Source organism: Streptomyces sp. NPDC054849 (assembly GCF_053610945.1).
On the sequence record NZ_JBSGZI010000025.1, the window covers coordinates 58,983 to 73,642 of the forward strand.

A 14,660-nucleotide genomic window follows, 5' to 3' on the forward strand; every position below is an offset into this window, starting at 1 on the left:
AGACCGCGACGAAGGAGTGTCCCTGCCATGCCGCTCGATCTGTCGGACGAGAGCCAGTACGACCGCACGCGCCTGCGGCAGTGGGCGCGCGGCCGGGCCCGGTCCGCCGGCGTGGACCGCCGCGACCTGCTCAAGCTGTTCGCGGTGGGGACGGCCGCCGGATCGCTGGGCGTGGCCGCGGGCGGGACGGCCTCGGCCGCGACGAGCCCGGGTCCGACAGGTCCGACAGGTCCGACTGGCCCGGCGAACGCACCGGTCCCGGCCGTGGCGCCCAGCACCGTCAAGCCGCTGCCGCCCGAGCTGTTCACCCTCCGCGGCACCAACGCGGAGACGAACTTCGCGGCGCTGCGCGGCACGGGCCAGCTCACCCCGATCGACCGGTTCTTCGTGCGCAACCACACCGCCACCCCGCGCATCGACGCCGACGGATGGCGGCTGAAGGTGTGGGGCGACGGGCTCGCCGGCGGCCCGGTGGAGTTCTCGTACGAGCGGCTGCGCGCCCTGCCCACGGCCGAGCGGACGCTGTTCATCGAGTGCGCCGGCAACGGCCGCAGCTTCTACGCCACGCAGCAGGGCCAGCCGGTGAACGGCACCGCCTGGACCCTGGGCGCGATCGGCGTCGCCCACTGGCGCGGCGTGCGGTTGTCGGACGTCCTGCGGCTGGCGGGCGTCACCCGCGGCGCCGTCGACGTCCTGCCGCGCGGTCTGGACGACGAGGTGCTCGCGAACGGGGTGAACCTTGGCCGGGTGCGGCGCCCGCTGCCGGTCGCGAAGGCGCTGGACGACGTCCTGCTCGCCTACGAGATGAACGGGCAGCCGCTGCCGCCCGACCACGGCGGGCCGGTCCGCCTCGTCGTACCGAACTGGGTCGGCATCTCCTCGATCAAGTGGGTCGGGGACATCGAGGTGAGCGCCGCGCCGCTGTACTCGCCGTGGAACACCGACATGTACCGGCTGTTCGGGCCCGAGCACCCGGTCGGCGGCGGCGCGCCGCTGACCCGGCAGACCCTCAAGAGCGCCTTCGAGCTGGCGCTGGGGGCCACCGTTCCCGTACACCGGCCGCTGCTGCTGACCGGCCGTTCCTGGTCGGCCGCGGCCCCCGTCACCGGCATCGAGGTGAGCACCGACGGCGGCGGCCGGTGGCGGCCGGCCCGACTGCACGACGCGCCGCGCCGGGGCGGCTGGGTGCGCTGGTCGGTGCCGTGGACCCCGCGGGCGAAGGGTGCGACGTCGCTGCTGGCCCGGGCGACCGACGCGACCGGGCGGACGCAGCCCGAGATGTCCGTCCACAACACGGAGGGCTACCTCTTCGACGCGGTCGTGCGCCACCCGGTGACGGTGGTCTGAGAGGGGCACCCGGGCACCCCTCAAGGGGTGTGGAAGCGGACTTCCGGCGCGTCGGAGGACGGACCGTCGAGGACCGGCTGCGGCGTGCCGCGCAGGTGCTGGTCGAAGAAGGCGCCGACGTAGCGCCTGGTCAGCTCGACGGAGCGGGCGCCGGGCAGCGGGGTTTCGGGATCGGGCAGGCCGAGCTGTTCTCCGATCGCCGGGAAGTCGGAGAAGGTGAAGTGGCCGGAGCCGGCGAAGGTGATCCAGCGCTTCCAGCCGTCGAGCAGGGGCCAGCTCTCGTCCCAGCTCCGGTTGCCGCCGGGGCCCCGCTCCTGCGCACCGAGCAGCATGAAGGGGCGCCCGCCGAGGCCGGTCGCGGGGAGGGGTGTGGCGAATGCGCCGTCCATGTTGATCCCGGCGCGGATCCGCCGGTCGGCGGCCATCGCGGTGGCCGCCGAGGCGCCGCCGATGGAATGGCCCGCCATCGCGATCCGGTTCTCGTCGACGAGTCCGGCGTGCCGCCAGGCCGGGTGGCGTCCGGTGAGACGGTCGAGCAGGAAGGACACGTCGCGGGCGCGGGTGTCGGTGACCGCCCGCATGCTGCCCGCCGCCTCGGTCTTCTCGCAGGCCAGGCACTGCAGTACGCGGCCGCCGGGGAAGGCGGTCCCCACGCTCTCGTACGCGTGGTCCACCGCGGCGACGATGTAGCCGCGGGAGGCGAGGTCCTCGGCGAGCGCGGTGAGGGTGGCGCGGTGGACGGTGAAGCCCGGGGAGAGGACGATCAGCGGGTACCGGCCGCCGACGGGCTGGGCGTTGGTCCGGGAGCGGGTCGCGACGCCGGTCAGGGTCTCGACGGGGATCACCTGGTCCAGCCCACGGTCGACCAGCAGCAGCCGGGCCTCCTCCGGGGTGAGGTAGCGCGCCGTCCGGCCGGTGTCGCGCCGGGCCGGATAGCGCAGGGTGACCATGAGCTCGCGCGGCCCGGACTCGGCCCAGGGGTCGGTGCGGCTGTGGTCCACCAGGTGCAGGTCTTCCCGGCCGACTGCGAACCGGCCGGTGGGGCGGGGCAGTTCCACGTCCGCCCGGCGGCTTTCGGTCACCGACGCGGGCACGGAGGCAGGGGCGGAGGCGGAGGCTGGCACGGAGGTGGACGCGGGCTCGACCGCGACCGCGGTGCCCGCGGCGGCGAGCGGAAGCGGTACGAGGAGGGCGAGCAGGGCCAAGGAGGCTGCGGTGCGGCGACTGTTCATGAACAGAACGCTATGCACGCGCTCCTGGCGAAGCGTCAGCTCTCGGATGGATCAGCCGTCCGCCTCTGGAGGTATCCTCCCCGTCACTCCGAAGTCGTAGGCACGCTGATCGCGTCGAGTTGGCCCCGCAGGTACGCGTGCGAGTCGACGGGCTCGTGCACCATCCGGCCGACCGGGGCGGGGAGGGACTCCACCCGGGTGTGCGGGTCGCACTCGTAGAAGTAGACGAGCGAGATCAGTTCCTCGGCCGGGGTGTCGGCGGGCGGGGGCAGGACGCGGTGGCGGCCCGCGCGCCAGCGGTCGCCCGTCCAGCGGGCCATCAGGTCGCCGATGTTGACGGTCAGCGCCGCCGGGTCGTAGGGGGCGTCCTGCCAGCCGTCGGCGTCGGTGTGGATCTGGAGCCCGCCCGCGCCCGGTTGCCGGTCGAGGACGGTGACCGTGCCGAAGTCGGTGTGCGCCCCGATGCGGAACTGGCCGGGCAGCGGCGGGCCGACGACCTCGGTGCCCGGATACCAGTTGAGGTTGAATCCCCACGTGGGGTGTGAGGTGTGGCGTGTGAAGTGGTCCTCGGCAAGCCCGAGGGCAGTGGCCAGGAGTTCCAGCAGCTCGTCGGAGAGGGCGCGCATCAGGCCCAGGTACTCCGTCACCGGCGGCCGCAACGCCGGCACCTCGGCCGGCCAGGCGTTGGGCCTGAACCATTCGGCGTCCACGGAGGGGACTCCGGTGGGCTCGTCCGCGGCGAACGACCAGGATTCCTTGAGGTCGGGTGGTGAGGCCGTCCCCTCGGCGTAGCTGTTGGCCTCCGCCCCGGGGCCGAGCCAGCCGCGGCCGCCGACCGTGACGGCGTACGGCTCCTTCGCTGCGGGCGGCAGCCGGAAGAACTGCCGCGCCGCCTCCCGGATCCGCGTGGGCAGCGAGGGGTCCACGCCGTGCCCGGTCACGAGCAGGAATCCCGCCACGCTCAGCGCCTCGTCGACGCGGGCCGCCGTACGCGCACGCTCCTGCGGGTCGCCGGACCGCCACGGCCCGAGATCGATCACGGGGACCTGGGAACGGGCCATGGGAGACCTGCCTTCCGGGGCTGCGGGGTGGCGTCCGGAATCGAGGTTATCGCCGCACGCCGCTGGAAGACGTGGCACGGAGCGTGATTCTCGGACACCTTCCGTAGGCGTGCAACGCCGTCGGGCGCGAAGATCGTCATGAAAAGGACCAGAATGAGTCCGAGGGGCTCATCAGGGGACGGAGCGAGCGGTGGAGATTTCGACGAGGGAGGTCTTCGGGGCGCCGTGCTGGGTGAGCCTGGTGACCCGCGACCTCGCAACGGCCCAGCGTTTCTACGGTGCGGTCGCCGGCTGGAGGTTCCGCCCGGCCCGCCTCGGCGAGGCCTTCTCGGTGGCGTACCTGGACCGTGTCCCGGTGGCGGGCATCGGAGCGCTGGCCGCCGACCTCGCGGTCGCGGCGGCGTGGACCCCGTACTTCGCGGTCGACGACGCCGATGTGGCGGTGGACCGCATCCGAGAGCGGACGGGCACCATCGCGGTCGGTCCGGTCTCCTTCGAATCCGGCGGCCGCGCCGCACTGGTCGCCGACCCCGACGGCGCCGTCTTCGGGATCTGGGAGGGCAACGTGACCGCGGACTGGCGGGTGGGCAAGGGCCCCGCGCCTGCCTGGCTGGAACTGCGCACCAGGAACGCCCTCGACGCGGCGATGTTCTACGGCGCGGTGCTGGAGTGGGCCACCGAGCGGCCCGGCTGCTGCGAGGTCGCGTACGAGGAGGACCTGGTCGTCCTGCGGCAGGACGGCGAACCCGTCGCCCGCCTCAACAGCGGCCCCGTCGAGGTGGCCTCCTACTCCCCGCACACCCGGCCCCGCTGGCACGTCCACTTCCGCGTGCCCGAGCTCGGGCCGGCGATCGAGGCCGCCGTCGCGCTCGGCGGGCGCACCGTCTCCGACATCACCTCGAACGCCGTGGAGCGGTGGGTGACGCTCCGCGACCCGGACGGCGCCCTGTTCGCCCTCACCACCTCGCTCGGGGCGGAAGCGGGCTGAGCCCTAGCAGCGCGGGGCGGCGCGGAGCAGCGCGGGGCGGCGCGGAGCAGCACGGGGCGGCGCGGAGCAGGGCGGCGCGGGTCAGGACGGGACGAGAGGGGGCGGGCTCACCCCACACGCTCTCCGGACGGGCGGCTCCGGCGTCCGGTGACGGCCGCGCGAGACGGGTCACACTCGGTGACGGTTCGAGATGCGGGCGTGCGGCGGTGCTGGTTCGCTGGATCCGCCCGCTCTCCCCCCACAGAAGCAAGGAGCGATCATGAGCGTTTCAGGCGAGTCCCGCGGCCGGTCCCAGCAGATGCGCGCAAAGGCCCAGGAACTCAAGGATGCGGCCGAGCGGTCCACCGACCCGGAAGAGCGCCGACGGCTGCAGGAGAAGGCCCGCCGCCTTCAGGAGCAGAGCGAGCAGGAGGGTCGTATGGACGACCGGGGCATGGACCCCATGTAGCCCCGCCCTCCCCACTCCCCCGTGTCACCGGCCGGTGGCCGCCGCGATCCCCCGTCGCAGCGGACACCGGCCGGTGCGCTCCTCCCGCACAGCGGGCCGCGGGGCATGGAGAGGTGGCGCCCGGGTAGCCGCGCGGGGAGACGTTCGGCACGGACTGCGGCGCATACGCGCCTGCAAGCCGCGCCGGCAGAGCGGAAGGGCGGATCCTCATGGGTGGCCGAGTGGCAGGGGAGGGCGCCCGGAGCGGGCCCCCGGGCGGTACCGGACTCGACGTGGGCCGCCGCATGGCACGCGAGGGCGCCCGGACCGGGTCCCGGGGCGGTACGGGACGAAAGGTGGCGGCCCGGTGCGGACTGGCGGCACGCGGTGTGCTCTACGTACTCGTCGGGGTGCTCGCGCTGCGTGTGGCGTTCGGCGGCGGCGGGGAGGAGGCGGACCGCACGGGGGCGCTGCAGGAGCTCGCGGAGAAGCCCCTCGGCGGATTCCTCGTGTGGGCCGTCGGAATCGGCCTCGTGTGCATGATGCTGTGGCGGCTGTCCGAGGTGGTGTTCGGCGCGGCCGGACCGGATGGCGACAAGGCCTCCAAGCGGTTGCTGGCGGCGGCCCGGACCGTGTTCTACGGGGTCGTGGCGTTCTCGGTGCTGTCCTTCGCGGCCGGAACCGGCGGCGGGCGGTCCGGCGACGAACAGTCGCGCGACGTGACGTCCAAGGTGCTGGACCTGCCGGGCGGCCCGTGGTGGGTGGGAGCGATCGGAGCGGGGATCGCCGTCGGCGGCGTCGTGATCGCCGTCCGGGCGGCCCTGCGAAAGTTCCGCAAGCACCTGGCGATGGCCCAGGCCTCCGAAGGGGCCCGCAAGGCGGTTGATTTCCTCGGCGTCACCGGCGGCGTCGCCCGCGGCGCGGTCTTCGCGGCGGCCGGGGCCTTCATCGTTTATGCGGCCTTGAGCTACGACCCCGACCAGGCGAAGGGCGTCGACGACACCCTCCGGGCCTTCGCCCAGACCCCGGCGGGACCGTGGCTGCTCGTGCTGGTCGCCGCCGGGCTCATGCTGTTCGGACTGTTCTCCTGGGCGATGGCCCGCTGGCCCCGGGTGTGACGAGCGGCGGGCGGGGCGCCGGCCCGGAAAGCGGTCACCGCCTCCGCGCCGGGCGCCCCGGGCGCCTTGGTCCGGGGCAGTCGGGCCCCGGACCTGTCGGACCTGTCGGGCCCGCACCCGTCGGACCGGTCCCCTCGGACTCGGGCCCGTAGGGCGAGATCCCGAAATGCCAGGACCCGGACGCCGCAGGATCCCGATGCCTCAGAGCCGGACCGTCCATGCGGTCGTCGAGCGCAGCGTGCGGGCGATCTTCGGGTCGCGCACCGACGGCGTACGGTCCTCGGCCGTGACCGACAGGCGGTGCGTCCGGAGGTCGAAGAGCCACAGTTCCGCCACCGACACCTCGGTGCGGCCCTCGAACCGCTTCAGCTCCCTGCCGTCGAGGTACCACCGGACCACGAGCTGCCGGCCGTCGGCCCCCGCCAGCCTCGGCACGGCCGCCTTCGCCGTGTGCCGCAACCGCAGGGTGCGGTCGGTCGGCGTGAGCGGGGTGACGATCCGCGCGTGCTGATAGAACCCGGCGATCATCGACTCGACGCCGGGCAGGTTGAAGGGCTTGCCCAGGACCCGCATGAGCGAATTGTCGGTGGGCCGGTACAGCCCGCTCACGAAGTAGTTGCCGCCCTCGTACGCACCGACCGTGCCACCGTCGGGCGACTCCTCGCCGAGCCAGCGGTGCCACTTGGCCCGCTGCGCCGCCATCCGTTCGGCGGACAGGGCGGAGCTGTTGGATTCGGCGGGCTCGGGACCGGTGTACTTCTCGTAGTCCGGGACGCCCGGGTAGAAGTACTCGTCGGCGAGTTTGCCCAGTGAGTGGCCGGTCTCGTGGATGGCGACCTGGCCGGACTTCGCATGACCCGCCGAGGCCGTCGATATGCCCTCGTAACCGAGGGTGGCGCTGGGCTCGTTGTAGCCCGCTCCGCCGTACTTGGCGCTGTTGGCCAGGACGATGACCAGGTCGGCCTCCGGAGCCTTCGCCACGTACGCGTCGACCTTGGGCTGGTCGATGCAGAGCAGCCGCTCGATGTCCCCGCACCAGAAGTACGAGCCGAGGGCGGTGTCGCGGACGGTGGCCGGGTCGGGGTCGCCGGAGACGCCGGAGTCGTGGGAAACGGCGTCGACCGTCCAGACGTTGAAGAGGCCGCGGTACGTCGTGTAGGGCTCGACGGCCGTCACCTCGGCCCACTTCTGCTCGGCGTCGCTGTGGAACTTCGCCAGTTCGGCGGCGGTGTAGCCGTCACCGATGACGACGACGTCGAGGCGGTCCGCCGTGGAGCCGTTGTCGATCATCTTGGTGACCTCGCCGTCGGCCGCCCGCTCGGCTTCGGAGAGCCGGCCCGCGGTCTTCGCGGGGCCGCCCGCGGCCGGGACGCGGGCGTGTCCTGATCCGGCCTCGCCGCCCTGTTCGGGCCCCGGTATCTCGACCTCCACCTCCGCCCGGGTCACGGGCTGGGGCGTACCGACCGCGTCCGCGGGCCCGGCGGCCACCAGCGCGGCGGTCGCGCAGACCATCGCGACCGCTGCGCGCAGCGCCGGACGGACGGACGGGCGGATGGCCGGACGTCCGGCCGGACGTCTGACTGGATCCATGAAGTCCTCCCCCAGGAAAGGAAGTTAAGTGGCGTGATAACTGCAGTGAAGTGGTTGCTTAAACTAGGGGTCGCGCGGGGCGTGCGCAATGCCTCCCCCCGCTGAATACTGGGGAGTTCGAGCAACCAGGGGGTTTCCATGGACGAACCGGCCCGGATCGGCCGCAGGGTTCAGCGTATGCGCAGTGAACTCGGGCTGACTCAAAGACAGTTGGCCGACCCCTCATACACCTCGGCCTACATCTCCACCCTGGAGTCGGGCAAGGTCCGCCCCTCCGAGACCGCGTTGCGCTTCCTCGCCGCGCGCCTGGGCACCTCGTACGAGGAGCTGGCCACCGGCCGTCCCGCCCACCTGGCCACCGAGCTGCGGCTCGCTCTCACCGACGCCCAGCAGACGCTCGCGTCGGGCGCGGCCGACGAGGCCGCCGGGCGCTACCGGCGTGTACTCGCCGAAGCGGAGGACCTCGAGCTCGTACCCGAACAGGCCGAGGCGCGGCTCGGGCTCGGCGAATGCGCGCTGGAGTCGGGTGAACTGCAGGACTCGATCGCCCACTTCGAGGCGGCCGAGCGCCTTCTCGCAGACGAGCCGCTCACACGCCGGGCCCGCCCGATCCGCGGCCGCGCCGTCGCGCACCTGCTCGCCGGCGAACTGCGCTACGCCTGCTACCTGCTCGAATCCACCATCGACGAGCTGGGCGCGAGCGGGCTGGCCGATCCCGAGGCGCTGGTCCTGCTGTACGCCGCGGTGATCGGGCCGTACATCGACATGGGCGCCCACGCCCGCGCCGCCCACGCCGCCGAACTCGCGCTCGCGCTGGCTCCGCAGGTGAGCGACCCGGCGCTGGTGGCGGGCATGCACCGGCAGGTGGCCCGGACCTTCCTCGCCGAGGGGCGGGTGGCCGACGCCGACGCCTCCCTCGCCAAGGCCCAGACGATCTACGGGCAGCTGCGACTGCGGACCGATCTGGCGCACTGCCACTGGATGCGTGGCTACGTCCAGGCGCAGAACGGCGAACTCGCGTCGGCAGAGAAGGAGTTGCGCACTGCCAGGGACATGCTGTCGGCTCGCCGCGCCGGCCTGTACACCGCCCAGGTGGAGGTCGAGCTGGCGGACGTACTGAGGCAGCTGGGCCGGTACGAGGAGGCCGCCGGGCTGCTCTCGGCCCTGCTGGAACTGGGCGACAGCCACGGCGCCGTGCACGCGGGCGGTGCGCACCGGCTCCTCGGCCTGATGGCCGAGGAACGCGGTGAGACGGAAGCCGCCGAGGAGCACTACGTCCAGGCACTGGCGCTGCTGGAACGCAGCGGGGCGACGGGCGACCTGGCCGATCTGTGCCGACTGCTGGGCGACCTGCTGCGGCGTACGGGCCGGGTCGAGGCGGCGATGGACGCGTACCGCACGGGCCTGGGCCACCGGGCGGCGCCGGGTACGACCACCCTGGGCCCGGCGCCCGTCACGCCCGCGCAGCGGCCCGCCCAGGTCAGTGGTTCTCGGTGGGCCGCAGGTCCCGAGGAATGAGCGCCCAGCTCGTGGCCGCCGCGGCGACCGCGAGCCCTGCGGCCATGAGGAACGCCGGCGTGATCGCCAGGGTGAAGGCGTGCGATGCGGTGTCGAGCAGGGCCTGACCGACGGCCCCGCCCAGTCGTTCGGCGGTGTGCGCCGCCTCACCGACGGAGTCCCGCACGGCGGCGGCGGTGGGGCCGTCAAGGTCGAGGGCGGGAAGGTTGCCCCGGTAGAGCGCGGCCGCCGTGGAGCCGAGGACGGCCACGCCCATGGCCGAGCCGAGCTCGTAGCAGGTCTCCTCGATGGCTGCGGCGCTGGAGACCTCGGCGGCGGGCGCGGCGGAGACCAGGGTCACCGAGGCCACGGTGGTCGCGATACCGGCGCCCGCGCCCATCACGGTCAGGGCGGCCGCGAAGGCCGGGTAGCCGAGGTCGGTGAACTGCTGGAAGGTCCAGGGCAGCGCCATGCCGGCGGCCAGGACGACCAGTCCGGCACCCAGCACGTGCCGGATCGCGAAGCGCTGCATCAGCGCGGGGGCCACCATCGAGGCGGCGATCAGCGCGAGAGGGGCCGGCAGGAGTCGTACCCCGGCTTCCAACGGGGTGTAGCCCTCGCCGTACTGGAACCACTGGGTGACCAGGAACAGGATGGCGCCCATGCCCACCATGGGCAGGAAGATCGCGGTGGCCGCGACGCTGAAGGCGGGCTTGGCGAACAGCCGTACCTGCAGGAGCGGGTTGTCCAGGCGCAGCTGGCGGCGTACGAAGACGGTCAGCGCGACGGCGGCCACGAGGAGCAGGGCCCAGGGCAGCGGGTCGGCGATTCCGCTCTTGCCGAGCTGCTTGATGCCGCCTGCGAGGGCGAGCATGCCGACGATTGACTGGCCGACACCCCACCAGTCCCATCTGCCGGTGCTGCGCGGGGAACGCGATTCGGGCAGGTAGCGCAGGCCGGCCGCGACGATGACGGCGGCGACGGGGAGGTTGAGCAGGAAGGCGGAGTGCCAGCCGTGGTCCTGGACCAGGAGCCCCCCGACGACCGGTCCGAAGGCCATGCCGCCGCCGAAGACGGCCGCCCAGACGGCGAACGCGAAGGTCCGCTCCCCGGCGTCGGTGAAGACGGTGCGCAGGATCGACACGGTGGAGGGCATGATGGCCGCGCCGCCGACGCCGAGCAGGGCGCGGGCGGCGATCAGGTGCCAGGCCTCGGTGGAGAACACGGCGATGAGCGAGGCCAGCGAGAAGATGCCGCAGCCGGCCATGAGCAGCCGCTTGCGTCCCCAGCGGTCTCCGAGCGCCCCCGCGGTGACCAGCAGGCCGGACAGGGCGAGCGCGTAGACGTCGATGATCCACAGCTGCTGTACGGCGCCCGGCCGGAGGTCGCCGACGAGCGAGGGGAAGGCCACGTTGAGGATCGTCGTGTCCATGGAGATGAGCAGGAGGCTGCCGGAGAGGATCGCCAGGACGATCCACCTGCGGGGGTCCGGCGCGGGGGTGTGCATGAGGTTCCGTTCAGGGTGTGCACGGTGGAGGGCGGGTCAGGGTGCCGGGGCGCCGGCGGGCGGCTGCGCTCCGGGCCGCGTCCCGCTGAGGAAGGACGTCAGGACCAGGTGCCCGATCTGGCGGGGGGCGAGGTGGCCGTCGCGCACGCCTTCGGCGGCCGCGTCGAGCAGTCCCCAGAGCGAGTACCAGATCCAGTAGGGAGGCAGGTCGGCGCGCAGCCGCCCCAGCCGCTGGCCGAGGGCGAGGAAGGCCAGCGCCCGCTGGTCCTGCCGGTCCACGCCGGCCCGGAATTCCGGGTCCGCGAGTACGGTGGCGTCCCGCGAGGTGAAGCCGTACAGGTGTGCGGCGGGCATCAGCGAGACGACCAGTTCCTCGAGGGCGGTGTCGAAGGCGGTCCCGTCGGCGCCCTCGGCCAGGTCGAGCGGGGCAAGGCAGCCGTCGACCACCTCGATCGCCCGGACCGCGACGGCCTTCAGCAGGGCTTCGCGCGTCGCATAGCGCCGGCTGAGCGTGGCGCGGCTGGTCCCGATGCCGGCGGCGATCTGCACCATCGATGCGCTGTGATCGCCGGCGAGGACGCGGGCGGCGCCGTCCAGCAGTTCTTCTTCGTGCACCATGGTGAGCCTCCTTCGCATCGAACGATACAAATTTGTCTCATTCGAGGCAAAGCTGACCCATGACAGTGGGGCGTCGAGCGAGCCATCAGCACCATCGCCCCGGCGGGCGACTCGCTCGGACTCCCCCATGGGTCGGGCCGCACCGAAGCAGCCGGAACCGGATAGAGGCCGGCCCGCACCCTCGAAGGAGTACGGGCCGGCCTCGTCCGCTATGGCACGGGCCGTCACCAGGACGACTTGGTGACCCCCGGCAGGAATCCGGCGTGGGCCTGCGCGCGCATCCGGACGCGGGAGAGGCCGAACCTGCGCAGGTGTCCGCGCGGACGCCCGTCCACACTGTCCCGGTTGCGCACCCGGGTGGCGCTGGCGTCGCGCGGCTGGCGCCGCAACTCCGCAAGCGCTGCCGCGCGTTCGGCCTGCGTCGAGGAGGGCCGCCGGGCGACCTCCTTCAGCTCCGCCCGCCGGGCGGCGTACCGCTCGACGACCGCCTTGCGCTTCTCGTTCTGGGCGATCTTGCTCTTCTTCGCCATCAGACCTTCACCCCGCGCGCCCTGATGCGCGCCACGGCGCCCTCGACGCCGATGAGGTCGACGGTCTTGATCGCCTTCGCGCTGAGGGTGAGGCGCACGTAGCGCCCCTCGCTCGCCAGCCAGTACCTCTTGCGCTGGATGTTGGGGTCGAAGCGGCGCGATGTGCGCCGGTGCGAGTGGGAGATGTTGTTGCCGAATCCCGGCCGGGCGCCGGTCAGCTGACAGTGGGCGGACAAGGTGTTACCTGCCTCTCGCGGGGGCCCGCGTTATCGATAATGGAAATCGTTCCCATATCCTAGCCTCATGACTCGCCCGCGGTACGCCCGATCGTCACGCCAGATCTTCGCGCCGGTCCGAAGAGCACCAGCAGTGCAGGATGAATCCGCCCCCGCGCAGGGCGTCGAGGCCGATCGGTCCCACGGCCACGCCGTACAGGGTCTGTTCCCGGATCATGTCCCCGTCACGAACGACGAGGAGGGCGTCGAAGGGGAGACCCAGGGGCTCGGGGAGGGCCCTGCCGAAGGCGCGGGGCGGGACACGGGCCGTGAGGGCAGATCAATCAGAGTGCCCTTCCCCATGCGCCCCCCGGGAGGCCAGGACGTGCCAGTTCGTCGCACTGCCGAGGCAACACTGCGTAGGGCCGCAGTGCCACCTTCGTCAAAAGATCACCTCGCGGGCGAAGGAACAGAGCACCCCATGATCACGCGGGTCATTCCTCTTGGTCGCCGGGATTGCGGGCGCGGGCGCCCGAGCGGGTGCGGGAGGCGGTCTGCGCCCGCTGCGGATGGCGGCGCACGTACTCGTGCTCCAGCTCGTTCATCCGCTTGGTGTGGGTGACGAGGGCATCGTCGGACCCGTGCAACAGGGTCTCGTGGCGCGTGCGGTGGATGGCCTCCAGCTCTTTGAGCAGCCGGCCTTCCTCCAGGTTCTGCGCCGCCGGACCTCCGTCGTGCTCGGTCATGGCACGTGCACCTCCTCCGCCGGTCCCGGTGGGGACTCGGGCGTCACACCCCCCGCCCACTCCATCATCATCCTCCGCGCCGCGCCGCGCGTCCTCCGCAGCCGTCCCCGTCCTGGCCACCACATCCAGTAGACACTGTCCACTCCTGCTGGTCGACAGTCACTGCCGCCCGGCCGCGCGCGCCCGGCAGCTGCGGGCCACCTCGTCGGCGAAGACGAGGGCCGGCGGGGCGAGGGCGGCCCAGCGGCGGACCGCCCAGCCGACCGCGAGGGGCGGCAGGGCGGGGATGGGCACGAGTCGCAGCGGACCGTCGGAGCCGGGTACCTGCCAACCGGGCAGTGCGGGCACGACTGCGTGCCCCAGCCCCAGTTCGGCGAGCAGCAGCGCGGTGTCCCAGTCGGCGACGCTGGTGTCGGAGCGTACGCGGAGGCCGGACTCGGCGAAGGCGGCGTCGAGGTGGGCGCGGGAGGCGGAGTTCTCCGGGAGCCGGATGTGGCGGATGCCGGCGAGGTCCGCGGGGTCGATGCGGGTGCGGGCCGCGAGGGGGTCGTCGGCGCCGACCGCGAGCACCCACGGCAGTTCCATGACGGGACGCTGTTCGATGCCTCGGACCGGGCCCCCGATGGTGATCCAGGCGAGATCGAGGTCGTCGGCTGCCAGGGCGTCGAAGCAGCTGCGGCTGGAGTTCTCGGTCTGGAACTCCAGGCTCACGTCGGGGTGGAGCCGGCGGAAGGTGACGACGGCCTCGGACATGAAGTGCCGCACGGTCGTCGCGCCGGTGGTGACACGCACCGAGCCGCCGCCTCCCCGTACGAGGTCGTCCACGCGACGCAGGGCGCCGTCGAGGCCGGCGATGCCGTCGGCCGCGGCGGCTTGTAGGATGCGGCCGGCCTCGGTGCGGACGACACCGCGGGCGTGGCGCTCCAGAAGGCTCGCGCCGGTCTCCTTCTCCAGGCGGCGGACGTGCTGACTGACGGCCGACTGGGTGCAGCCGAGGTCGCGGGCGACGGCGCTGAGGCTGCCTGCGCGGCAGACGGCCACGAACACACGGAGATCGTCGAGGGTCATGGAGCCAAGGTATCGCTTGGGTGTGGCGAGTAAACCCGAGGATTGACTTGGGGTTTGAAGGAGATCAAGATCGGAGCAGGGCCCGGGCGGCAACCCGTCCCCGCCTTCGCCACGGGGTCCGGACCCCCGGCGAAAGGTGGGGACGGGTGTCGACCCACCACCACGATCCCGAGGGAGTGCCCGTGTCGGATCGCGCCGTCGCATGGTTGTGGGAACTCGGGGCGCAGGACCTCGCTCACCCCGGGGGGACCCTTCTCGCCCACCTCGAACGCGTACGGGGACTGCTCGCGTCCTGGGGTGCTCGGCCCGCGCTCCAACGGGCGGGCCTGTGCCACGCGTTCTACGGGACGGACGGCTTTCCTACCGCCCTGCTGCCGCTCGACGGGCGGGCCGGGCTGGCCGAGGTGATCGGTGACGAGGCCGAGGCGATCGTGTACTTCTACGCGGCCTGCGACCGCGCGGCGTCGTACCCGACGTTCGCCTGCGAGGAGGCTGCCTACCGGGACCGGTTCACCGGACGGGTCCACTCCCCCGCCGTGCACCTGCGGCGGGACTTCGCCGAGCTCTCGGCGGCCAACGAACTCGACCTCGCACGGGTCGATCCCGCCTTCCGGCAGGCGTGGGGTGGCGAACTCCTCTCCCTGTTCGGCCGGTTCCGGGGTCTGCTGAGCGAGCAGGCCTGGCGGGAGTGCCAGGCCGTGCTCGGCGATTGAGTG

The 14,660-nt window shown here is 72.9% G+C and carries 16 protein-coding genes; 6 read left to right on the forward strand and 10 right to left on the reverse strand.

What is annotated here, in order from left to right:
* Positions 1 to 27: 27 nt before the first annotated feature.
* Positions 28 to 1,347, forward strand: coding sequence for a sulfite oxidase (locus ACWGIF_RS14260; RefSeq protein WP_453496092.1), 1,320 nt, complete (start codon positions 28 to 30; stop codon positions 1,345 to 1,347).
* 20 nt (positions 1,348 to 1,367) lie between these two features.
* Here ACWGIF_RS14260 and ACWGIF_RS14265 read toward each other — a convergent pair whose 3' ends face one another.
* Both ACWGIF_RS14265 and ACWGIF_RS14270 read right to left on the reverse strand, forming a co-directional pair.
* Positions 1,368 to 2,579 carry an alpha/beta hydrolase family protein gene (locus tag ACWGIF_RS14265; RefSeq protein WP_453496096.1) on the reverse strand — a complete coding sequence of 404 codons (1,212 nt, stop codon included), beginning with the start codon at positions 2,577 to 2,579 and terminating at the stop codon, positions 1,368 to 1,370.
* An 83-nt stretch (positions 2,580 to 2,662) separates the two neighbouring features.
* Complete coding sequence (locus ACWGIF_RS14270) at positions 2,663 to 3,640, reverse strand: isopenicillin N synthase family dioxygenase (RefSeq protein WP_453496099.1); 978 nt, start codon at positions 3,638 to 3,640, stop codon at positions 2,663 to 2,665.
* Positions 3,641 to 3,830: 190 nt separating this feature from the next.
* Here ACWGIF_RS14270 and ACWGIF_RS14275 point away from each other — a divergent pair, with 190 nt between their 5' ends.
* The 3 genes from ACWGIF_RS14275 (at position 3,831) to ACWGIF_RS14285 (ending at position 6,173) form a co-directional block, all read left to right on the forward strand.
* A complete protein-coding gene (locus ACWGIF_RS14275; RefSeq protein WP_453496102.1) occupies positions 3,831 to 4,628 on the forward strand; it encodes a VOC family protein in 798 nt (265 codons plus the stop codon).
* A gap of 259 nt (positions 4,629 to 4,887) precedes the next feature.
* Positions 4,888 to 5,076: a DUF6381 family protein gene (locus ACWGIF_RS14280; protein ID WP_374777933.1), complete on the forward strand. Its 189-nt coding sequence runs from the start codon at positions 4,888 to 4,890 to the stop codon at positions 5,074 to 5,076.
* A 284-nt stretch (positions 5,077 to 5,360) separates the two neighbouring features.
* On the forward strand, positions 5,361 to 6,173 hold the full coding sequence (locus ACWGIF_RS14285; protein WP_453496105.1) for a DUF1206 domain-containing protein: 813 nt from the start codon (positions 5,361 to 5,363) through the stop codon (positions 6,171 to 6,173).
* Between the two features lie 201 nt (positions 6,174 to 6,374).
* Here ACWGIF_RS14285 and ACWGIF_RS14290 read toward each other — a convergent pair whose 3' ends face one another.
* Complete coding sequence (locus ACWGIF_RS14290; RefSeq protein ID WP_453496108.1) at positions 6,375 to 7,763, reverse strand: M64 family metallopeptidase; 1,389 nt, start codon at positions 7,761 to 7,763, stop codon at positions 6,375 to 6,377.
* 138 nt (positions 7,764 to 7,901) lie between these two features.
* Between ACWGIF_RS14290 and ACWGIF_RS14295 the strand changes: the two genes are divergently transcribed.
* Complete coding sequence (locus tag ACWGIF_RS14295) at positions 7,902 to 9,281, forward strand: tetratricopeptide repeat protein (RefSeq protein WP_453496111.1); 1,380 nt, start codon at positions 7,902 to 7,904, stop codon at positions 9,279 to 9,281.
* On the opposite strand, the gene ACWGIF_RS14300 is transcribed toward ACWGIF_RS14295, so the two are convergent.
* The 7 genes from ACWGIF_RS14300 to ACWGIF_RS14330 form a co-directional block, all read right to left on the reverse strand.
* A complete protein-coding gene (locus tag ACWGIF_RS14300) occupies positions 9,244 to 10,767 on the reverse strand; it encodes an MFS transporter (RefSeq protein WP_453496114.1) in 1,524 nt (507 codons plus the stop codon). The two genes, ACWGIF_RS14295 and ACWGIF_RS14300, sit on opposite strands and share 38 nt — an antisense overlap.
* 36 nt (positions 10,768 to 10,803) lie before the next feature.
* Positions 10,804 to 11,385 carry a TetR/AcrR family transcriptional regulator gene (locus ACWGIF_RS14305; protein ID WP_453496117.1) on the reverse strand — a complete coding sequence of 194 codons (582 nt, stop codon included), beginning with the start codon at positions 11,383 to 11,385 and terminating at the stop codon, positions 10,804 to 10,806.
* A 224-nt stretch (positions 11,386 to 11,609) separates the two neighbouring features.
* Positions 11,610 to 11,915 carry a 30S ribosomal protein S14 gene (gene rpsN / locus ACWGIF_RS14310; RefSeq protein ID WP_453496120.1) on the reverse strand — a complete coding sequence of 102 codons (306 nt, stop codon included), beginning with the start codon at positions 11,913 to 11,915 and terminating at the stop codon, positions 11,610 to 11,612.
* Positions 11,915 to 12,151, reverse strand: coding sequence for a 50S ribosomal protein L28 (gene rpmB / locus ACWGIF_RS14315; RefSeq protein ID WP_453496123.1), 237 nt, complete (start codon positions 12,149 to 12,151; stop codon positions 11,915 to 11,917). Before rpmB ends, rpsN begins: the two co-directional genes overlap by 1 nt.
* Before the next feature lie 94 nt (positions 12,152 to 12,245).
* Positions 12,246 to 12,368, reverse strand: coding sequence for a hypothetical protein (locus tag ACWGIF_RS14320; RefSeq protein ID WP_453496126.1), 123 nt, complete (start codon positions 12,366 to 12,368; stop codon positions 12,246 to 12,248).
* A 256-nt stretch (positions 12,369 to 12,624) separates the two neighbouring features.
* Positions 12,625 to 12,876, reverse strand: a complete 252-nt coding sequence (locus tag ACWGIF_RS14325) for a DUF6158 family protein (protein ID WP_453496129.1) — start codon at positions 12,874 to 12,876, stop codon at positions 12,625 to 12,627.
* A gap of 159 nt (positions 12,877 to 13,035) precedes the next feature.
* Positions 13,036 to 13,944, reverse strand: coding sequence for a LysR family transcriptional regulator (locus tag ACWGIF_RS14330; protein ID WP_453496132.1), 909 nt, complete (start codon positions 13,942 to 13,944; stop codon positions 13,036 to 13,038).
* Between the two features lie 182 nt (positions 13,945 to 14,126).
* Between ACWGIF_RS14330 and ACWGIF_RS14335 the strand changes: the two genes are divergently transcribed.
* Positions 14,127 to 14,657, forward strand: a complete 531-nt coding sequence (locus ACWGIF_RS14335) for a DUF6817 domain-containing protein (RefSeq protein WP_453496135.1) — start codon at positions 14,127 to 14,129, stop codon at positions 14,655 to 14,657.
* The last annotated feature ends 3 nt before the right edge of the window (positions 14,658 to 14,660 follow it).